Here is a 19,621-nt window from a genome sequence, read left to right as displayed (position 1 = left end):
ATTCTCCGTGCCCAATTGCCCATTATCAAAAGTTAAAACCCTTAATCCATGACACAACAACCACATCCAGATTCGCTTGGGATTACGGTAACTTGTGCTGTGGTTACTGTCAGCGATACACGCACGCCCGAAACAGATAAAAGTGGCCAGCTAATTCAGCAGTTACTCTTTGGTGCTAACTATGCTGTTGGAGCCTACACGATTATCAAAGATGAACCAACACAGATTCAAGAACAGATAGAAAATTTGGGTAAAAGCTCAAATTTGGATGCTGTAATTTTTAATGGTGGCACAGGTATTGCGCCAAGAGATACTACCTATGATGCCATTGAGAAGTTATTGGAGAAAACTTTACCGGGATTTGGTGAGTTATTCCGTTTTTTAAGTTATCAAGAAATTGGTTCGCGAGCGATCGCTTCTCGCGCTGTTGCTGGTGTGTATCAAAATAAATTAATCTTCTCGCTTCCTGGTTCCAGTAATGCTGTGCGCCTGGCGCTGGAAAAACTGATTTTGCCCGAACTCACTCACTTGGTAAGTCAGCTTTGTAAGGGAGTGAAATGAGCAGCCTTTCAGGGGGGCTATCATAAAACTAACTAAGCTATGAGGCACTGAAATCATCCTTGCTCTACTTTCATCTTGTAACTACCCAGAATTATAGTTAAACGGATGAAATATTCATACCAGATAAGCAATGCAGTCTATTTACTGGAATTGCATAATTGCTCACAGCATCACTGCATTTTCATGCTTTGGCATCCCCGTATTAATAGGGGTTTTCTTTGCCAAAACGAAGGCAACTATCCCTTCTAAGTTTTGGCTAGCCTTTTTATTATCAGGTGGATTCGTACTACTTTGCGGATTTCATCACTTTTTGGCGATTTTTGAGACACATTCGGCAATATCGCTGTTGCAGTTAGTCGTGCTTGATGTAATGGCGTTTGTTTCCTTGTCTGCCTTACTCTACTTAATGCCAACGGCTTATCAAATTGTAGAGGCGATCGCCAAATATCAAGAAGATACCCGCGAACTTCAACGCAGCCAGCAGATGCAACGGCTATTTCTAGATCAGGGCCCCTTTGGGGCCTATATCAAAGATGAGCAATCTAGAGTGCTTTATTACAACCAGGAGCTACAGTCTAGATTTTCAGTAGATTCACAAGAATGGTTAGGAAAAACGGATAGTGAATTCTTGCCAGATCCCGAAGAGGGGCAGAGAGTAATGGAAAACGATCAAGTCGTTTTGAAGACTCTACGCCCCTTAAAGCTGATTGAAGAGGTAAAGGTACCTGGCAATAATCAGCCGTGTTACTGGCTATCGTTTAAGTTTCCGTTTAGCGATGGCGCAACGGGCGATCGCCGCATCGGTGGGATCAGTATCGATATTACAGAATCAATAGAAGCACAGCGATCGCTCACTGATCTAAATCGGCAGCTAGAAGAAAAAACGCTGAAATTAGAGGCAAAAAAACGGGAACTTATATATCTCTCAGATATGGCAGATATGCTTTATTGCTGCGAATCTGAAGATGAGGTATATCAAGTAGTCGCTTTAACCTGTTCCAAGCTATTTCCTAATATGAGTGGTTGTATATATATAATTGCTAATTCCAAGAATTATGTTCAGATGAATAGTTTTTGGGGAGATAAAAGAACCAGTAAAGAAGTATTTTCACTGTCTGAATGTTGGGCATTGCGGAGAGGCAAATTCAACCTTTTATCGTCTGGTAACTCAGGACTGATGTGCAACCATTTAATACAGCCTATTAGCGGCATACATTTGTGTGTTCCATTGTTTGGACAAGGCGAAGTAGTTGGGATTTTACATATCTATGCCCTTGAAGAAATCAGTCCAGAAGATCAACAAATTACTGAGATTATTGCTAGAACTTTAGGCTTTGCACTAAATAATCTATCGGTAAAACAACGTCTTACCTATGATAATTTGCGGGATGGGATGACCCAACTATTTAATCAAAGCTATATGGAAACTATACTGGAACAAAGGCTAGCGGAGGCTGAAAGGTCGGGACAACCTCTTAGTGTTATTTTTCTGGATATCGATAACTTCAAATCTTATAACTCGCGCTATGGGCATGTGACTGCCAATATTGTTATTCAGGGATTAGGAAAACTGCTGTTAAAATCTATTCGCTCTTTTGATATTCCTTGTAGATGGGGTGGTGAAGAATTTGTGATTGTCATGCCTAATATGACGCTAGAAGCGCTCAGGAAGCGAGTAGAACAATTAAGGGCAGATATTGAACAAATGCAATTGAAGGATGGCGATCAGATCCTTCAAGGGATCACCGCCTCTTTTGGAATAGCTGTATCAGAACCAGGGATTACAGTTAAGGATTTTTTGAATCGAGCAAATCAAGCGATGCTTGAAGCAAAGCGAACAGGGAAGAATCGGGTTATGGAGTATGTAAATAGGTACGATTAAAATAATTCGTAATTCGTAATTCTGTAAGCGGTGGAATAGAGTGTAGAGAAGCTCAGTGCAATTTCGCGTTTCTATGAGGCTTTTAGATAAAGCATTTTCCCGTATAAAAAAACAACTCCCTGAAGATGTGGGAGTTGTTTTTATCTTTTACTATTTTCTCAAAACATGATTCAGAATGGAGCGATGCCTGGGTTGGGCTGCGCCTACGCCAAGCAGATGGCAGCCAAAATAGCCGCGATGACATAAAATACTCCAACCACTTGCAATTCTGACCAGCCAGTGAGTTCTAAATGATGGTGTAAGGGTGCCATTTTAAAGAGGCGCTTGCCTTTGCCATCAGGCCCCTTGGTGGCTTTGTAATAACTTACCTGTGCCATCACCGAAAGAGTTTCTACGAAGAAGATACCACTGAGAATGAACAGTGCTACTAAGGTGTTTGTCAAGAGCGCTACAGCAGCTAATGCTCCTCCCAGTGCGAGGGAACCAGTATCTCCCATGAAAACGCGGGCTGGGTTACGATTATGGGCTAAGAAACCTAAACAACCACCACTTAAAGCCGCACAGAAAACCATTAACCCTGGTGCTGTAGGCGCGATTAAAGCTCCTAATGCCAAAAGTGCGATCGCTACTGTTCCGGCTGCCAAGCCATCAATACCATCTGTTAAATTAGTTGCGTTACTTTCTGCAACTAGTACAAAACCTGCCAAAGGCCAAAATAGAAATCCTAATGGTAGTGTGAAGCTGACCCAAGGTAAAGCAATATTTGTAATATTAGAAGGTTGATTAAACATTAGCCAGAGGCAAAATACTGCCGCAAAACCAACTTGCAAAGCAAGTTTTGTTCGGGGAGATATACCTTTATTTGATTTCCGGCGCAGAATTTGCCAATCGTCGAGCCAACCAATTAATCCGTAGCTGGTTGTCAATGCCGAAACTGCAAGGACATCTGTAGCAAAGTTAGACAATATGCAGGCAATAATTACACCTACAGGAATAAAGAATATACCTCCCATTGTGGGAGTGCCTGCTTTTTTTAGATGGGCTTGGGGGCCATCTTCGCGGATTATTTGTCCAGTTTTGAGTGCTTGGAGTAAAGGTATTACCCAAAAGCCAACCACACCTGAACCCATAGCACACAACAGCAGTGGCAGGGTTAGCGACATACTTTGCCAGGGTAGCCTGTTGGCCATCGAATCCAAGAAAAATGCTGTTGTACCTAGCCCGACGGCTAATAAAGAGGCTAGTGCAATTCCAGAAATATTTAATCCTTGCTCAGGAGATAATTTAGCGTCCACAGAAGTTTCCCTTCACTCCACACTTATTAAAATTGAATATCAGTAGCTAGGGATACTACCAAGTCCCTAGCCTGAAAAGGCTAATCCTCGGCGATTCCTATATCGTCATCATCATCAAGGTCGTAGCCAATCCCATCTTCTACACCCATTAGGGAGTCTATTTCTTCTTCGCCATCTTGAAAATCTGGGTCTTGAACGTCACGTGTTATGATCCGACCTTTATTTTCCAACCAATCCAACAAAGAGGACTCTGGCTTGAGGGGGATGACATGGGCTCGCTGGTTACGGGGTTCTTCACGTAATGGAGAGTTCAACATATCAAAGAAGACAAGAAAAGGTTTACGTAAGTTGACATTTAGAGTCTATCACTTGACACGGATTTATTTAGTTATCTTTTCAACCCTTTAGTGAATAAATCCGCATTCAGATAGAAATTTTTTATTTAATAGGCATAAGGCTTAAGTCAAGCGATTCTTAGTAAGTTTTATGGTTCTCCATATATGTGATGAATATCTTGTTTATGCTGATGGAAACTGACTGATTTTAGAGGTGACAGGCGATGATGGGAAAAGCGGCTCTCATGGATGCGATCGCTGGTACAAATCGCGGTCTACTGGCGACTGAAGCACAGAAACAAGCTATCTTAGCTGCGATCGCCAATTTAGAAGACTTTAATCCTACACCCCGCCCGGTAGAAGCTGGTAATTTGCTAGATGGCAATTGGCGATTACTATACACCACTAGCAAGGCTCTTTTAAATTTAGATCGTCTACCTTTTTGTAAACTGGGTCAAATCTATCAGTGTATCCGGGTAGAGACTACCAGTGTTTACAACATAGCTGAGATTTATGGCTTACCTTATTTAGAAGGATTAGTCAGCATTGCTGCTAAATTTGAGCCAGTTTCAGGTCGGCGTGTCCAAGTGAAATTTGAGCGGTCTATTATCGGCTTACAACGTTTAATAGAATACAATTCTCCGGGAACTTTTATCCAACAAATTGAAGAAGGTAGAAAATTTCCGGCGATTGATGTTGCCATAAACAGTGATAAACAGCAAGGCTGGTTAGATATCACTTATATAGATAACGATCTGCGGATTGGCAGAGGTAACGAGGGGAGTGTGTTCATATTGAGTAAAACATAAAGTTTGTACAAAAATACTATTTGCGAATGAAGGTAAGCTATAATGTCAACCTTGTCAAGTAGGGTATGATACCTTTTTAAATTTTGGGTGGGTAGTGGGGAAGATGAGGGAGATGAGGAAGAATGAATAACTAATATTCAATGCCCAATTCCCAATACCCCATGCCCAATTCAGACAAATAACTTAACAAAGACTCTAGCAGCGACCTTCAGGTTGTAGAGTGAAATCAATTAGCCCTCTAGATTGGCGATTGATAACTAAAAGGGAAAATAATCATGGTTCAACGTGGTTCTAAAGTACGTATTCTCCGCCCTGAATCCTACTGGTTTCAGGATCTAGGAACTGTGGCTTCCATTGACCAAAGCGGCATCAAATACCCTGTAATTGTCCGCTTTGAAAAGGTCAATTACTCTGGTATCAATACCAACAACTTTGCCCAAGATGAATTAGTCGAGGTTGAAGCACCAAAGGCTAAACCAGCTAAAAAATAGCAGCAAAGCTACAAGGGGGTTGTTTGATGCGATGATGAAGGGTAGTCTTAAGTCTGAAGTATGAAATCTGAAAATTTCAGTTCATTCATTCTTCACCCTAGCCTACCCTAATCTATGAGAGCCGCCCTGCGGGTATTCACGGTTTCTTTTGGGTAATAATACGAGCCATCTACGGATGTGTAAGTTAGTATCCCATCTCTTCTTTATTTGAACCCCCAAGTACATCAAAATTGTCTGCTTAATCAGCTTAAATGCCTGAACTGCCTGAAGTTGAAACAGTCCGAAAGGGTCTAAATCAATTGACTCTTAACCAAGAAATTACGGGTGGAGATGTGTTGCTCAATCGCACCATCGCCTACCCGTTTTCTGTTGATGAGTTTGTTGATGGAATTGAAAAAAATGCGATCGCCACTTGGCATCGTCGCGGTAAATATCTCCTGGCCGAACTCTCCTCCCCTTCCTCAACCAGTTGGCTAGGGGTTCATCTGCGAATGACCGGTCAATTACTATGGCTGCATCGAGATGAACCATTACATAAGCACACGCGGGTTAGATTATTCTTTGGGGATCAGCAGGAATTACGTTTTGTCGATCAGCGCACCTTCGGTAAAATTTGGTGGGTTCCACCTGGTGTTGCTGTAGAAAGTATTATGACTGGTTTGGCAAAACTGGCAGCAGATCCATTTTCGCCAGAATTCACTGTTGAATATCTAGCAAGCAAACTCAAAAACCGCCGCCGTCCGATTAAAACTGCGCTACTCGATCAGTCTGTGGTGGCTGGATTAGGCAACATTTATGCCGATGAAGCCCTGTTTAAGAGTGGAATTTTACCTGAAACTTTGTGTATAGATTTGCAGCTAAAGCAAATTGAGCTTTTGCGAACAGCCATAATTCAAGTTTTAGAAACCAGCATTCAGGCTGGCGGTACAACTTTTAGTAATTTCTTAAGTGTTCAGGGTGTCAACGGCAATTATGGTGGTGTTGCTTGGGTTTATAATCGCGCTGGAGAACCCTGTCGAGTTTGTGATACGCCAATTCAACGGATTAGGCTAGCTGGGCGATCTAGTCATTTTTGTTCCGAATGTCAAACGCCAGGGGGAATTAGGAGACGCGATTAATCGCTTCTTTACAGGAATTGTTACTTCTAATTCGGAAGTCTCCTAAAATGCAGATAAAACAATCTAGAAATTTGAGAGGGGAATTCATGGCAGTTAAAAAGGGAGATATGGTTCGCGCTATCCGCGAGAAACTGGAAAACAGTCTGGAAGCAAAAGCCAGTGATACTCGCTTTCCTTCTTATTTGTTTGAAACCAAGGGCGAAATTGTAGATGTTAAAGGTGATTACGCCCTGATTAAGTTTGGGAAAGTGCCAACACCCAACGTTTGGTTACGCGTCGATCAACTAGAAGAGTTTAAATAAGCAAAAAGAATTCAGAAGTCAAAATCCAAGAGTCAGAATTCATCCTGACTCTTGAATTCTTGTTGATAAAAATCGCACTTTAATAATTATGTCTTTTTCTCCTAACTCTCCAATTGTGTGTAATTTACCCCGTGTCACCATCGTGGGTGCGGGTAGGGTTGGTAGCACTTTAGCTCAACGCATTGCAGAGAAAAACCTTGCAGATGTAGTTTTACTAGATATTATCGCGGGAATGCCCCAAGGCTTGGCGCTGGATTTGATGGAAGCCAGGGGAATTGAAATACATAATCGCCAGATTATCGGCACAAATAATTATGCTGATACATCTGGTTCTCAAATTGTGGTGATTACCGCAGGACTTCCCCGCAAACCAGGGATGAGTCGGGATGATTTGCTGAAAACCAATGCCAAGATTGTGGTGGAAGCGGCAAAAAATGCGATCGCTCATTCTCCCAATGCTATTTTTATTGTCGTCACCAATCCGTTGGATGTGATGACTTATTTAGCTTGGCAAGCTACAGGTTTACCACGCGATCGCATTATGGGTATGGCTGGCGTGTTAGATTCCGCCCGTTTTGAAACCTTTATTGCCCTAGAATTGGGCGTTTTACCCGCCGATGTCAAAGCGATGGTATTGGGCAGCCACGGCGATTTAATGGTTCCCTTGTCTCGTTATGCTACCGTTAATGGCATTCCTATCACTGAATTGCTGGATGCAGCCACAATTGAACGCTTGGTGGAAAGAACCCGCAACGGTGGCGCAGAAATTGTGGAATTGATGCAGACGGGAGGTGCTTTTTTTGCTCCGGCATCGGCTACTAGCGTGATGGTAGAATCGATTTTATTAAATCAGTCGAGGTTGTTGCCTGTAGCGGCATATCTGCAAGGTGAATACAGTTTAGAAGATGTTGTAATTGGTGTTCCCTGCCGGTTGGGATGCGGTGGAATTGAGAGTGTATTGGAATTGACACTCAGCGATGAAGAAAGAGAGAGTTTGCATACTTCGGCTCAATCTGTGCGTCAAAATATTGAGCGATCGCAGGAAATTTTGGGTAACAAAAATAATTCGTAATTCAACATGAGTTCGATGACTCATATAGTCCAATACGGTTCTGTTAAGGGAAGAGACGCGATAAATCGCCGTCTTTACAATAATCAGTCCTTTGTAGAGACGGCGATTTATCGCGTCTTTGTGGATAATTTATTTTTTGCAATTCCCTTACTACATAAAACAGTCCCTCTCCGAGTCGGAGAGGGACAGACTTGAACTAAAGTTCAAGGCAGGGAGAGGTTCGTCAAACTCACCAGAATATTTGTGCCATTCGCGTTAACGACGGTAATCCTCGTCTGCGGGGTCGCCGTAGGGGTCTTCGCTGGCTGGGCGGACATCACCAAACTCCCCTGTGTCTGCGGGGTCGCCATAAGGGTCTTCAGTAGCTGGGCGAACGTTGCCGTAAGACGATATATCTGCGGGGTCGCCGTAAGGATCTTGACTGGCTGGAATAACGTTGCCGTAAGATGCTGGGTCTGCGGGATCGCCGTAGGGGTCTTCGCTGGCTGGACGTACATTGCGATCGCCTCCGGCGGGGCGTAGCCCATCGCGGAATTCAGCATCTTGATCGCTGTTCGATCCCAAGAGTAAATCTTTCGCCTTTCGGAAAAATTCATTTACCATAATCTAGTCTCCTGATTTAAGTTCGTGTTTCCGACGTGCGCGATGGCGTTATCCTCCGGGAAACCCGCTTTATATTTACACACGCTTCGCCGATCTAGAGTGCTGGTGCTGCGGATGAAGTTATACCAGTTAGATCGCGACCTGTGGCACTCCGGTTATAGCCCTGGAATTCCCGATACTTTTGTGCTTCAGATTCGGGTACTCGGATTCCTTCTGCTGGTGGCGTTACCCAGTGAGCGCGATGTTCAGCATCGCGGTAGTATACGCGCCCGTTCTTGGAAAGATAGTACTTACCTTGCGCTCCTTCTTGGGGAGCATTCTTGTGCTGGTTGTACATGTAGTAAAGTGCCGCAGCCCCCGCCAAAAGTGCCACTTTTTGACCTGTACCCAATCCTTTCTTAACTTCGGTTTGGTTTGTGCGATCGCTGACTGTTCTACCAACGGTATCATCAACAGGTGGTGGTACTGAAGCTTTTTGGGAACCGCCTCCGCAGCTACTCAGCAAGGGTACCATTAGCAATGCCGAAAGTAGCACTGCAAATAGACGCGACACTATTTTACGTTCTTTAAATATTGTGTTCATTGGATTTCTTCATCACCTGTATTTGCTAAAAGCCTCGCTGTTGCAAAAACCAAGTTGGAAATCCTGTTATTTCACCTGGGATTGAAAAAACATATTTCACTTAATTTGTAACTGCACAGCTACAGCGTTTCACTTTCATGATGATCGGTTTCTTCAAGTGTTCCATCCTGCCTTTGAGAGAAATTGCATTCATCCCAAAGAAATATATTATTGATTTTTAATTAATCTATTTAGCTGAAACGCCGAAATATTCAGCAATTTCTCGGTTATTTTTTCAGTGTAAATTACTTAAATAGATACAGACGCTACAATAGATATTGTCAAAAAATACACTCAATATGACATCAAAAAATACAGCCCAAACTAGAACTCGTCTCCTTTTGGCTTTGTGGGATTTGGGAGGAACGCAGCAGGAAGTTAAAAAGGGTCAACTTAGCAAGCGCATTGTATCTAAAAGCCAGAAGGTAGCAGATTATCAGGGTTCATTTGAAGAATTGCAGAATCAGGGTGCGATCGCAATTTCCAAAAAGGGATATTCTCTGACATCCCCCAAGGGTTTAGAGGTATTGGGTGAGGGTTTGAAAAGTGGCGATTTTAAATTTGAAGGGACGATTGTCGGAACTTGGGCGGCGAATGCGTTGTTGCGGTGGATTAGTCAGATTGATGTTGCAGTAGTTAGTGCAGATGTACCAGTTAACGGAAAGGGTGCGATCGGATCTTACGACGAGTTTAAGTCAGTGGCGTTGGAAGTCTACGACAAGCTGAACCAAAACTACAACCTAGATGATCTAGTGCCAATTTATCGCATTAGAAGAGAAATAGGTGGTCAGGTGAGTCGTCAAAATTTCAATGAGTGGCTACTGGAAATGCAAGAAAAGGACATTTTACAACTCCAAGGCGGTAGCTTGTCAGACAGCGATCCAGACAAACTGGAAGATTCCATAACTACTCCTATAAGTGGGTTACGCTGCTACGCTAAGCGTTTAAACTCATAAATCAATTTTTAGGTTGCTCTTCACACGCACTGAAACACCAGTTTAGATGTCGTACAGCTACAAATAGTGAGCAATCCAAAATCTAGTATCCAAAATCAAAAATTCACCTCACTTTAGATTCATGTCTAACGAAAACGGCCTAATTAATGCCATCAAAAGTCACAACCCATTTGACAGACCTTTAGTAGTTAGAAGTCAAGATTTTGGGTAACAGGTTTTCCTGACGTTCCCTCCTTAAATGCCCATGCCTCAGATGCTATTTTTGATGCCGTTGAGAAAGTTCGCACCAAACAACAACCAGTCATAGGCATTACTATCAAGGCTGAAAGAGGACTAGGCAAAAGCCATCTTATCAGTCGAATTCGTCGCCGACTTCAGACTGATGGTAGTGCTTTATTTGTTTATACAAGCGAGATTAACGATTTAAATCGAATCAAAGGTGAATTTTTACGAAATTTAGCAAATAGCCTTAAACAAATCGGTAGCCAAGGAATGAGCCAGTGGCGGGAATTAGCAACTGCTATTTTCAATGAAGCTTACAAAAAAGCTTTCACATGTGATGAGATGGTTCGTCACTTTTCCGAAGTTTTAAGAGTAAATTCCAAGGTAGTTGAGCATTGGACAGATAGAGTCCTAGGAATTAAGCAGGACATTGAAAACCCTGATATTATCGCTGCAATTTTATGGACACTTTCCTCTAATCCATCTGAGGAGCGTTACGCTATAAACTGGCTTGCTGGTCAAGAACTACCACAATCAAGAGCTGATGCACTAGGTTTAGCAAACTCTAGCGCTCAGGATAGAGAAGCCCAAGCTTTCAGCACAGTTCGTCAAATTCTCGACTTGATTAGTGATTACAAACCAATAGTCATTTGTTTTGACGAATTGGAAAGTATTCTAATGTGTAATGATGCTGGATTTACAGCATCACAAGTTACTGCTATTTTAGCCAAAGACTTATATGACAAGATTAAACGTGGTGTTTTTATTACGGCTATGTTTCCTCAAACTTGGACTGATCAAATAAGAGCCTTAAAAGAGGCTGAATCAGTCACTGATAGGATTGCTCAAAGAAGTATTGAGTTAACTTATCTCAAGCCTGAAGATGTTATTGTCTTAGTTTCTCAGTGGTTAAAAGACTTTTATGACCAACACGAAGTAACACCACCTCATTCAGTTTATCCTTTTGACGAAGCGAAACTGAGGGAACTGGGAAAGGAAAAACCAATGGTTAGAAAGGTTTTACAATGGTGTGCAGAAAACTGGACTATTCCAATTATCCCGCCACCACCGTTAAAGCACCCAGTAGAATCTGCTTATAATAAAGAATTGGCAGCCGTTGAAAGTAAGATACAAGATGACATCGAGGATAAAACTAAACTCGCTAATGCTCTGCAATTCAGCTTTTCCACGTTAGTTGGACAGATTGTAGAAAATGTCCAAATTACGGAAATTGCAGACATTAAAGCTCGGAGCGTAGACCAAGGATATATTAATTTTAAAATTGTTGGTCAGGAAAATGGCAATGTTGTAAAAATTGGAGTATCTGTTCTTCAAGGAGTCAGTGGTAGGTTTATACAGGCTGCATTAAAACGATTAATCGAATATAAAGAGTTTGATTTAACTCGTGGCTGCTTAATTCGTTCTAAAAAAATTAGTAGTGGTACTAAAGCAAAACAATATTTAGATATACTTTTATCACCTAATCTAGGTGGGGAATGGATATTGTTAAAGTCTGAAGAGATTAAGCCTATTTTAGCAATTAATTATGTTATGAAAGCTCGAAATGATTATGAATTATCTGAAGCAGAAATAATTGATTTTGCTCTACAAAATCGGATAGTAATCGACAATAATCTCATTCGTGAAATTCTTAGTGATCCATCTGGAGAGATTCCTGAAGATGCTATTGATGAAGATATTTAAAGAAGGTGTATATTGTTGTAATAAATTTACCTAAAGCTAGAAAATTAGGGCTAAATAAACGAAGCCCGCACAGGTGGACTTGGTTTATTTAGCCGCAATATTTAGATTTTTCACAAATAATGAATAATTCTGTTGTAATTAATACTGCTATTTGCTTGCCTGCACCAGATGTTGAGGCATTAATTCAAGGACGAGCGATTGTGGCGATGTCCAAAAATTATATAGTTCCAGAGCGTCAATTTGCCCTTTATCCAATAGATTCTTCAATTAATACGCTACCTATTGAGCAGTACTATCACTCAAATTTCTTGGCTACTGCCAAAACTGCTTTTACCCAAGCCAGTGCTGAAACTGTATCAGTTAAAGCCTGGGTAAGGTGTGAAAAGTGTGAACCTCTGCATAATACTGAACCATTGCTTGCTTTATCACCGCTAACAATTTGGACTATAGAAGCATTACAAGAAATACTAAGGCAACGACATAATATTTTTTTGTTATACTTGCGTGTTTATCAGTTACCCAAACTAATTACACTTTCTATAAAGGCAAATAGCCAGTTTATTTATTTGAATGAGCCTTTAAGTATTTCTGAAGCAAAGCCAATTTTAAACGATCGCATCTTCGCCCAACGCAAGCATCAATTAGAAAATCGACAGCCACCACTGCATCCTGAATTGGAAGAATTGCAAAGTGCGATCGCATCCCTAACCATTAGCCAACCAGCAGCCAAGCAATTAGACGAGGATATCAAAGTATTTTTGGGTTGGAGTAGCGAGCAACTAACAAATACATTAGATTCAGACTTACCTTGGATTCAAAAAATCGCTAAAGTTGGGAACTCTAGCGACGGACATACATTTGAAAAATTAGTTCGTAGAGCATTACTAAAATTAGGCTTTACAGGTTCAGGCTTGAATCCAGATGCAACTGGTGGCGCAGGAGGTATGGATTTTTACGCTGAACAACCTTATCCAATAGTAGGAGAGTGCAAAGCAACTAAAACTGAGAAAGTTACTGATGGGACACCTGCACAGTTACTAAAAATAGGCATGAACCATCTTCGTAAAGTTCAGTATGAAAATTCAATTAAATTAATTGTAGCGGCTGGAGAACTAAATTTTTACGCTCTGAGAACAGCAACCGAAAATCAAATGAATGTTATTAGCCCCGAAACATTACAAAAACTAGTTGAACTGCAAGCACACTACAAAAATTCTATCAACTTGTTAGAACTAAAAGAGTCTTTGCAACAAGCTCCTTTTGGTTTAGCTGAAGATAAAATTAATAATTATATTGATAAAGTTGAACAATCTATAAGGTTGCGATCGCACATTATCCAGCTTGTCAAAAATTATCTACAAAGCTCAGGTGCAGAATCTACTGGTGTTGAAGCTTTACATGGTGCATATTTTGGCTCACATCCGCCGCAGCCAATAAAAACACCAGAAATGCACGAAATTCTGATAGAACTTTCCTCACCCTTAACAGGCTATTTAGGGCGAATCAAAGGTAGTGATTGGAATAGCGATCGCTTTTACTTCCTCCGCGATTTACCTATTAACTAAAAACAGCAAAATATATTTCTTTTCTTCTTTCTGCGTCTCTGCGGTTCGTTTCAAAGTAACTGAAGTGCAAGTTGTTTTACGGTTAATTCGTTTATGAATAATTAATACTATCTATTGACTTAACTTTATTTTTATGGATTTCAATAAAGAGCGATCGCACAACTTACCACAGCGATCGTCATCTTCATCTTTTTCTCAGTATAGTTTATTTATAGTGACAAACTTTACAAAAACTTTGTACTTAGTCACCATGTAACTTCATTTACATGAAATAACAGATTTAGTACTGTCGAAGAAACACATTATACTTACTACACTGGTGTTCATTGATAACCAACCTGTACCAAGTTTAAGACTTAGGTGAGATGACCCATGTATTATCAAATTTGGAATTTCTTTCTTAAAGAAGATAAATACATTTATTGGAAAGAACAAATAAAAGTTAACAAAAGTTTTGACAAGGTTGTATGGCAAAAAATTGTTGATTTTTTGTCTTTAGTAGAGCAAACTTTCCAATTGAAAAGTCAACTAGCAGAAACCGATAGCCTTGAGCCATTTCTTAAGTTAGCAAAAGACAATGGTTATAATTTGACGGCAGAAGAACTTGCGTGGTTTCTAGTTACAAGAAGACAGATTTGGGATCTTTTTGATTTTGCACAAAAAACGCCATCTCTCAAAGAAGAATTGCTCATAGCGAAAAATCCGCAGCAGTTCGTCAACATAGCTGCTAATAATGGCTATTCCTTTTCTGTAGAAGAGTTAGCTTGGCTGTTAATTGAAATCAAATCATCGCCAGAAATAGTATCTATTAACAACAGTGTTGGGGAGATTCTCACAGGTTCAAACTACGGCAGAATTGACATAGGGTACTGGATTTGGCTAGCAGAAGACTGGGGAATTGTGCCACCATTCTGTCATCGAGAGAAGCCGGGTAATATATTATTTGGAGATGCCAATAATCCTTTTTTACTCGATCGCTGTTTTCTACCCAAAAGCTATCTTAATCAACGCCTTTTGGTAAGTATTAATTCGTAATGAATGATGTATATAGTAATCCGTGCAGGAGTTACGAACAAAAAGATGCTCGATTTTTATAAAAAGCTGGGCATCTTGAGAGGATGTTTGAAAAGTCTTTTTGTCGGTATCAAAAGTTTTAGATCCCTCTAAATCCCCATTAAAAAGGGGGGACTTTGATTCTGTTTTCCTCCTCTTGGGGATCTAAAGTCACAATGAAATACTTTTCAAACAACCTCTGAGTCTCTCAACATAGCTGCGTCAAAATTCAAAAAATTAAATTAAACTTATAAAACTTAACTAGGAATTGCAAGTTACAAACTATACAGCAAAGCATCCTAGATAAAAGTTTTATCTAGGATGCTTCACAATCAAAAATTGTTGCTGATACAACAATTAGGGACAAAATGTGATATTTAAACTAGAGCTATCAGCTAGCAGAAACGGTTAAACTGCCGGGTTTCTGAAGATCACCTTGCAAAACCACACCTCGCTGATTGGCATGGATATGACGCAAAATCTTGTAAATTGCCTCAACTTGGTCTGATGCGCCAGCTTTCTCGGCGAGTTCGTCAAGAGAAATGGGAGTTTTTTCTTTTTGCAGCACTGCTACCACTCGTGTTTGCAAATCGAGAATGGAGGCAGCAGCTTTTTTGCCAGCTTCTACCCCTGGCTGATGGTAGGCGTTGACGTTAACCAAGCTAGCGTATAAACCAACAGCACGTTCATACAAAGCTATTAATGCCCCTACAGTTCGGGGGTTAACTTGGGGAATGGTAACTGTAATTGAATCGCGGTGATTTTCATAAAGCGCTTGTCGGGTTCCTTGGAGAAAACCGGAAAGATAATCGCCTGATGTAACTCCCGGATCTATTTCAGTGGATGGGCCCTGACGATCTTCCAACACTTCAACGAAGGTAGCAAAGAAATTCGCTACACCCTCACGCAACTGCTGAACGTAAGCGTGTTGATCTGTTGAGCCTTTATTGCCATAAACGGCGATGCCTTGATGGACAACGTTACCGTCTAAGTCTTTTTCCTTGCCCAAAGATTCCATCACCAGCTGTTGCAAATAGCGACTGAATAAAAATAAGCTGTCTTTGTAAGGTAAGACAACCATATCTTTTTCGCCCTTTCCATTGCCAGCAAAGTACCAAGATAAAGCTAGCAGGGCTGCTGGGTTATTTTTCACATCTGGGACGCGGGTAGCGTCATCCATTTCTTTTGCACCATCTAGGATGGCGCGAACATCAATGCCCTGTAATGCGGCTGGTACTAGCCCCACAGCAGACATTTCTGATGTGCGTCCTCCCACCCAGTCATACATGGGAAATCTAGCCAGCCAACCTTCATCTTTCGCTAGTTTATCGAGGTTGCTGTCAACGCTGGTAATTGCTACCGCATATTGAGCAAATTCCAAATTATGTCCGGCGTAAGCTTTTTTAACCTCAATCATGCCGTTGCGGGGTTCTGGTGTTCCCCCAGATTTGGAAATCACCAATACCAAAGTGCTGGCGAGGGTATTTCGTAGATGATTGATGACGCGATCGATACCTGCCGGATCGTTGTTATCGATAAAGTGAAGTTTCAGAGGTGGGAAATCAGGAGCGAGAGCTTCTGCGACGAATTGGGGGCCGAGGGCGGAACCACCAATGCCAATGGAGATAATATCCGTGAAGCGGCTTGCTCTGGGAGGATGAATAGCACCTGTTTGGACTTTTTCCGCAAAGGCTTCGATTAGTTCTAGGGTTTGGACAATTTCTTGTGTAAGTTCTGGAGTTGGCGCTAAATCAGGATTTCGCAGCCAGTAGTGTCCAACCATGCGGTTCTCGTCGGGATTTGCGATCGCACCCTTCTCCAGTTCCGCCATATCCGCAAACGCCTTGTCAAACTTCGGCTGCAACGATTCCACGAAGGCATCATCGAACCGCATTCGACTTATGTCTAAGTACAGTCCCAATCCCTCGTGGAAATATAACCAGTTTTGGTATCGTTGCCAAAGTGCCCTAGCATCCATAGGGAAATCTCAAATAAAGTGTTTTTCAAAAACCAGTTTAGTGTAAGGTTATAGCGATCCCTGCCTAGCCTTATACAGTTTACAGTTTTAAGTGTTCCCTTAACTCTTCACTTTAAACATCTGGCATAGGAATGACACGCAGAAATTTCACAATTTCACCCCTGATTTCTATACCAATCAGGTAATTATCCAGTGTGAAACGGTGAAAAATGCCTTCACCATCAAGCTGTCGTAGTTCTTTTAAATCGCTCAGTTGCCACTTTTGGGCTAACTCAACAAAGACAAAATCATGCACCCGCTCGTAAGCAGCAGGTTCTAAATTTTTCAGGTCTAGCAAAAAAGACCTTGCATAGCGCATTTCTAGACTCACTAGGCTTTACCTTAACCAAAACTTGAGGGGCCACTGGCACAAGAAAAGAAAGCGCTGCTGAATCAGAAAAACATCAACAGTCGTACCGCTTCTTCATGGGTTAAGATATCCCACGGTTGCTGCGCTCGCTTAACTTGTTGTATCGCTTTGAGCATATAAAAGTCATAATATAAACCTTCCAGAACGTTCCAAATGTCTTGCAAATCGTCATCACCTAACTGCTCGATTAAGTGATGCATTCTCAGCCTCAGCAAATTCATAGGCCAATTTTTACCTACAACCCAACACCAACAGTAAATATTATTCCCACAAAATTAGCAAAGGTTAACGGCAATGTAGCACTATGCTCAAGCTACGCTAAAATTTATTCGCCCAGTGAAGGGGCAGGGGGGCAGAGGGGCAGAGGGGCAGGGGAGGCAGGGGGGACAAGGGGACAAGGGGACAAGGTGATTTGAGTGAGAACCTTTCAACAAGTCTTTCCCAATTCCCAATTCCCAATTCCCAATTCTCAATTTCCAATTCCCAATTTCCAATTCCCAATGCCAAAATAACTATTTAATATGGTTGACTATCTTATTTTCTTAGCAATTTCTACAGCACTTTTTGCTTTATTCGGACTGGGACTCAATTTACAGTGGGGCTTTACAGGGTTAATTAACTTTGGTCATATTGCTTTCATGACCCTTGGAGCGTATACAACGGTATTGTTAAGTTTAAAGGGCGTGCCCCTATTTATATCGGCAGTAGCTGGGGCAATTGTCGCCGCCTTGTTGGGTTTAATAATTGGTTTTGCAACTCTACGCTTACGGGAAGATTATTTAGGAATTGTCACCATTGGTACGGGTGAATTAATTCGTTTAGTGGTAAATAATCAGGATTTACCTGTGGGTGATACCTGGGTTTCTGGGGCGTTTGGTGTGCAAAGTTATTCCATACCACTATCCACAGAGCCGAATTTGTTTGTCAGATTAGTGATGATTGGGTTGTTAACGCTACTAGCTGCTATAACTTTTTTTACGTTATGGCAATGGATTCGTACCACCCAAATCTCTCGGACTACTGATTTAGGCAAAAGGACAACTAGCAAGCAAGAATTTTTGTCGCGCTTGGTTGTGGGAATTATATTAGCAGTGTTGGCAACAGCGATTTATATTTCTGGGGTAATTGGACTGTATAATTACAACCCAAAAGCGGGTTTGATGCTGGTATTGCTGTTGGTTTTAGCACTTGTATACTGGCGCTTAGAAATTTTGGTGCGATCGCCTTGGGGTAGAATTCTCAAAGCCATCCGTGAAGATGAAGAAATTCCCAAGGCGCTGGGAAAAAATGTCTTTTGGTATAAATTACAATCTCTCATGTTAGGGGGTGCGATCGCGGGTATCGCTGGCGCTTTCTTTGCTTGGCAACTCAGCGCCATTTACCCTGATAATTTTCAACCGCAGATCACCTTTGACACTTGGATCATGGTGATCTTAGGCGGTTCTGGAAATAACGTTGGCACAATCTTAGGGGCGGTAATTTTCTTTGCTTACGATGCGCTAACACGAGAAGTCTTACCTAGAATCGTTCCTCTTGATGAAGCCCGTTTGGGTGCATTTCGGATCATGGTAATCGGACTAATTTTGATGATACTGATGATTTGGCGGCCTCAAGGTATTCTAGGGAAAAAGGAGGAACTCACCCTTGGTAAATAACCAGTCATCGCCCCTTCCCCTTTTGGTAGCCACTGGACTTTCTAAAAGCTTTGGTGGTGTCAAAGCAGTTAATGAGGCGGGAATCGAAGTTGCTAAAGGCAGCATTACGGGCTTAATTGGCCCCAATGGTGCTGGTAAAACCACTTTATTTAACTTACTCTCAAACTTCATTCGTCCCGATAAAGGACGAGTAATTTTTGACGGCGAACCCATTCACAATTTGCAACCATATCAAATCGCCCAGCAAGGAGTAATCCGCACTTTTCAGGTTGCACGGACTCTCTCGCGGTTGTCGGTGTTAGAAAATATGCTGCTGGCGGCACAAAAACAAACGGGTGAGAATTTTTGGCAGGTGCAGTTGCAACCGCACGTTGTCGCTAAGGAAGAAAAGCAACTCCAAGAACGGGCAATGTTCTTGTTAGAATCGGTGGGCTTGGCAAAAAAAGCACACGATTATGCTGGTTGCTTGTCTGGTGGACAACGTAAGCTGCTGGAAATGGGACGAGCGCTGATGACTAATCCCAAGTTAATTTTGTTGGATGAACCGGCTGCTGGGGTGAATCCGAAACTGATTGATGATATTTGCGATCGCATTATCACTTGGAATCGCCAAGACGGAATGACCTTTTTGATTATTGAACACAATATGGATGTGATTATGTCCTTGTGCGATCGCGTTTGGGTACTTGCTGAAGGACAAAATTTGGCTGATGGTACACCAGCGGAAATTCAAACTAATCCCAAAGTTTTAGAAGCTTATTTGGGAAAATAATTTATCAAATGTTTTGGACAATAAATTCCTCTTTACGGATTTGTTATATGTTCTTTTCGCCTCTGTGGTTAAATAAATTAATTTTTTAAACCGCAGAGGCACAGAGAACGCTGAGAAAAAACAAGAGATTTTACAAGTTGCCCTGAAAGGGGTAGTCTTACATATTTTATTATGAAAGCCATAGATACCCGACTTCTCAAATCAGTGGGGTATCTTC

General features: G+C 41.6%; 21 protein-coding genes. 14 read left to right on the top strand and 7 right to left on the bottom strand.

Annotated features, from left to right (window positions below; all coding sequences use genetic code 11):
* Positions 1-48: 48 nt before the first annotated feature.
* Both FD724_RS22065 and FD724_RS22060 read left to right on the top strand, forming a co-directional pair.
* Entirely contained in the window at positions 49-561 is a 513-nt protein-coding gene (locus tag FD724_RS22065) for a molybdenum cofactor biosynthesis protein B (RefSeq protein WP_179074099.1), read from the top strand.
* A 130-nt stretch (positions 562-691) separates the two neighbouring features.
* On the top strand, positions 692-2,443 hold the full coding sequence (locus FD724_RS22060; RefSeq protein ID WP_179074098.1) for a diguanylate cyclase: 1,752 nt from the start codon (positions 692-694) through the stop codon (positions 2,441-2,443).
* A gap of 203 nt (positions 2,444-2,646) precedes the next feature.
* Here the strand turns inward: FD724_RS22060 and mraY are convergent, their stop codons facing one another.
* Positions 2,647-3,738 carry a phospho-N-acetylmuramoyl-pentapeptide-transferase gene (mraY, locus tag FD724_RS22055; RefSeq protein WP_114082817.1) on the bottom strand — a complete coding sequence of 364 codons (1,092 nt, stop codon included), beginning with the start codon at positions 3,736-3,738 and terminating at the stop codon, positions 2,647-2,649.
* Between the two features lie 80 nt (positions 3,739-3,818).
* The gene (locus FD724_RS22050; RefSeq protein WP_179074097.1) at positions 3,819-4,055 is read right to left on the bottom strand and encodes a DUF3134 domain-containing protein; all 237 of its coding nucleotides are present in this window, start codon (positions 4,053-4,055) and stop codon (positions 3,819-3,821) included.
* A 242-nt stretch (positions 4,056-4,297) separates the two neighbouring features.
* Between FD724_RS22050 and FD724_RS22045 the strand changes: the two genes are divergently transcribed.
* The 6 genes from FD724_RS22045 to FD724_RS22020 all read left to right on the top strand — a co-directional run bounded on the left by FD724_RS22045 (position 4,298) and on the right by FD724_RS22020 (position 8,060).
* The gene (locus FD724_RS22045) at positions 4,298-4,882 is read left to right on the top strand and encodes a PAP/fibrillin family protein (protein ID WP_163930107.1); all 585 of its coding nucleotides are present in this window, start codon (positions 4,298-4,300) and stop codon (positions 4,880-4,882) included.
* A gap of 275 nt (positions 4,883-5,157) precedes the next feature.
* Positions 5,158-5,373, top strand: a complete 216-nt coding sequence (locus tag FD724_RS22040; protein WP_012410286.1) for a photosystem I reaction center subunit IV — start codon at positions 5,158-5,160, stop codon at positions 5,371-5,373.
* 251 nt (positions 5,374-5,624) lie between these two features.
* Entirely contained in the window at positions 5,625-6,491 is an 867-nt protein-coding gene (locus tag FD724_RS22035; RefSeq protein ID WP_179074096.1) for a DNA-formamidopyrimidine glycosylase, read from the top strand.
* Between the two features lie 86 nt (positions 6,492-6,577).
* Positions 6,578-6,793, top strand: a complete 216-nt coding sequence (locus FD724_RS22030) for an NAD(P)H-quinone oxidoreductase subunit O (protein WP_114082812.1) — start codon at positions 6,578-6,580, stop codon at positions 6,791-6,793.
* A gap of 88 nt (positions 6,794-6,881) precedes the next feature.
* Positions 6,882-7,865: a malate dehydrogenase gene (gene mdh / locus FD724_RS22025; RefSeq protein ID WP_179074095.1), complete on the top strand. Its 984-nt coding sequence runs from the start codon at positions 6,882-6,884 to the stop codon at positions 7,863-7,865.
* Positions 7,866-7,880: 15 nt separating this feature from the next.
* A complete protein-coding gene (locus FD724_RS22020) occupies positions 7,881-8,060 on the top strand; it encodes a hypothetical protein (RefSeq protein WP_179074094.1) in 180 nt (59 codons plus the stop codon).
* A 60-nt stretch (positions 8,061-8,120) separates the two neighbouring features.
* On the opposite strand, the gene FD724_RS22015 is transcribed toward FD724_RS22020, so the two are convergent.
* Together FD724_RS22015 and FD724_RS22010 are read right to left on the bottom strand one after the other, a co-directional pair.
* Positions 8,121-8,468 carry a translation initiation factor gene (locus FD724_RS22015; RefSeq protein WP_179074093.1) on the bottom strand — a complete coding sequence of 116 codons (348 nt, stop codon included), beginning with the start codon at positions 8,466-8,468 and terminating at the stop codon, positions 8,121-8,123.
* Positions 8,469-8,562: 94 nt separating this feature from the next.
* Complete coding sequence (locus FD724_RS22010; protein WP_114082809.1) at positions 8,563-9,051, bottom strand: hypothetical protein; 489 nt, start codon at positions 9,049-9,051, stop codon at positions 8,563-8,565.
* Between the two features lie 338 nt (positions 9,052-9,389).
* Between FD724_RS22010 and FD724_RS22005 the strand changes: the two genes are divergently transcribed.
* From FD724_RS22005 to FD724_RS21990, 4 genes are all read left to right on the top strand, one after another.
* Positions 9,390-10,046 carry a hypothetical protein gene (locus tag FD724_RS22005; RefSeq protein WP_179074092.1) on the top strand — a complete coding sequence of 219 codons (657 nt, stop codon included), beginning with the start codon at positions 9,390-9,392 and terminating at the stop codon, positions 10,044-10,046.
* A gap of 258 nt (positions 10,047-10,304) precedes the next feature.
* A complete protein-coding gene (locus tag FD724_RS22000) occupies positions 10,305-11,972 on the top strand; it encodes a P-loop NTPase fold protein (RefSeq protein ID WP_372726527.1) in 1,668 nt (555 codons plus the stop codon).
* Positions 11,973-12,091: 119 nt separating this feature from the next.
* Positions 12,092-13,537, top strand: coding sequence for a DUF1802 family protein (locus tag FD724_RS21995; protein WP_179074091.1), 1,446 nt, complete (start codon positions 12,092-12,094; stop codon positions 13,535-13,537).
* Between the two features lie 372 nt (positions 13,538-13,909).
* Positions 13,910-14,572 (top strand): Nif11-like leader peptide family natural product precursor, encoded by a 663-nt coding sequence (locus FD724_RS21990; protein WP_179074090.1) that lies wholly within the window; start codon positions 13,910-13,912, stop codon positions 14,570-14,572.
* 409 nt (positions 14,573-14,981) lie between these two features.
* Here the strand turns inward: FD724_RS21990 and FD724_RS21985 are convergent, their stop codons facing one another.
* From FD724_RS21985 to FD724_RS21975, 3 genes are all read right to left on the bottom strand, one after another.
* Positions 14,982-16,568, bottom strand: a complete 1,587-nt coding sequence (locus tag FD724_RS21985; protein WP_179074089.1) for a glucose-6-phosphate isomerase — start codon at positions 16,566-16,568, stop codon at positions 14,982-14,984.
* A 112-nt stretch (positions 16,569-16,680) separates the two neighbouring features.
* Entirely contained in the window at positions 16,681-16,938 is a 258-nt protein-coding gene (locus FD724_RS21980; RefSeq protein ID WP_012410276.1) for a hypothetical protein, read from the bottom strand.
* Between the two features lie 62 nt (positions 16,939-17,000).
* Positions 17,001-17,198 (bottom strand): hypothetical protein, encoded by a 198-nt coding sequence (locus FD724_RS21975; protein WP_114082804.1) that lies wholly within the window; start codon positions 17,196-17,198, stop codon positions 17,001-17,003.
* Between the two features lie 300 nt (positions 17,199-17,498).
* Here FD724_RS21975 and FD724_RS21970 point away from each other — a divergent pair, with 300 nt between their 5' ends.
* Together FD724_RS21970 and FD724_RS21965 are read left to right on the top strand one after the other, a co-directional pair.
* The gene (locus FD724_RS21970; protein WP_179074088.1) at positions 17,499-18,632 is read left to right on the top strand and encodes a branched-chain amino acid ABC transporter permease; all 1,134 of its coding nucleotides are present in this window, start codon (positions 17,499-17,501) and stop codon (positions 18,630-18,632) included.
* A complete protein-coding gene (locus FD724_RS21965; protein WP_179074087.1) occupies positions 18,622-19,404 on the top strand; it encodes an ABC transporter ATP-binding protein in 783 nt (260 codons plus the stop codon). The genes FD724_RS21970 and FD724_RS21965 overlap by 11 nt, the downstream gene beginning before the upstream one ends.
* Positions 19,405-19,621 lie beyond the last annotated feature (217 nt).

It is taken from the genome of Nostoc sp. C057 (assembly GCF_013393925.1).
Classification (GTDB): domain Bacteria; phylum Cyanobacteriota; class Cyanobacteriia; order Cyanobacteriales; family Nostocaceae; genus Nostoc; species Nostoc muscorum_A.
This window is presented reverse-complemented; position numbering and strand designations above follow the sequence as displayed.

Coding starts and splice junctions, on each gene's coding strand:
- FD724_RS22065 (WP_179074099.1), top strand. CDS start 49: ATGACACAACAACCACATCCAGATTCGCTTGGGATTACGGTAACTTGT.
- FD724_RS22060 (WP_179074098.1), top strand. CDS start 692: ATGCAGTCTATTTACTGGAATTGCATAATTGCTCACAGCATCACTGCA.
- FD724_RS22050 (WP_179074097.1), bottom strand. CDS start 4,055: ATGTTGAACTCTCCATTACGTGAAGAACCCCGTAACCAGCGAGCCCAT.
- FD724_RS22045 (WP_163930107.1), top strand. CDS start 4,298: ATGATGGGAAAAGCGGCTCTCATGGATGCGATCGCTGGTACAAATCGC.
- FD724_RS22040 (WP_012410286.1), top strand. CDS start 5,158: ATGGTTCAACGTGGTTCTAAAGTACGTATTCTCCGCCCTGAATCCTAC.
- FD724_RS22035 (WP_179074096.1), top strand. CDS start 5,625: ATGCCTGAACTGCCTGAAGTTGAAACAGTCCGAAAGGGTCTAAATCAA.
- FD724_RS22030 (WP_114082812.1), top strand. CDS start 6,578: ATGGCAGTTAAAAAGGGAGATATGGTTCGCGCTATCCGCGAGAAACTG.
- mdh (WP_179074095.1), top strand. CDS start 6,882: ATGTCTTTTTCTCCTAACTCTCCAATTGTGTGTAATTTACCCCGTGTC.
- FD724_RS22020 (WP_179074094.1), top strand. CDS start 7,881: ATGACTCATATAGTCCAATACGGTTCTGTTAAGGGAAGAGACGCGATA.
- FD724_RS22015 (WP_179074093.1), bottom strand. CDS start 8,468: ATGGTAAATGAATTTTTCCGAAAGGCGAAAGATTTACTCTTGGGATCG.
- FD724_RS22010 (WP_114082809.1), bottom strand. CDS start 9,051: ATGAACACAATATTTAAAGAACGTAAAATAGTGTCGCGTCTATTTGCA.
- FD724_RS22005 (WP_179074092.1), top strand. CDS start 9,390: ATGACATCAAAAAATACAGCCCAAACTAGAACTCGTCTCCTTTTGGCT.
- FD724_RS21995 (WP_179074091.1), top strand. CDS start 12,092: ATGAATAATTCTGTTGTAATTAATACTGCTATTTGCTTGCCTGCACCA.
- FD724_RS21990 (WP_179074090.1), top strand. CDS start 13,910: ATGTATTATCAAATTTGGAATTTCTTTCTTAAAGAAGATAAATACATT.
- FD724_RS21985 (WP_179074089.1), bottom strand. CDS start 16,568: ATGGATGCTAGGGCACTTTGGCAACGATACCAAAACTGGTTATATTTC.
- FD724_RS21975 (WP_114082804.1), bottom strand. CDS start 17,198: ATGAATTTGCTGAGGCTGAGAATGCATCACTTAATCGAGCAGTTAGGT.
- FD724_RS21970 (WP_179074088.1), top strand. CDS start 17,499: ATGGTTGACTATCTTATTTTCTTAGCAATTTCTACAGCACTTTTTGCT.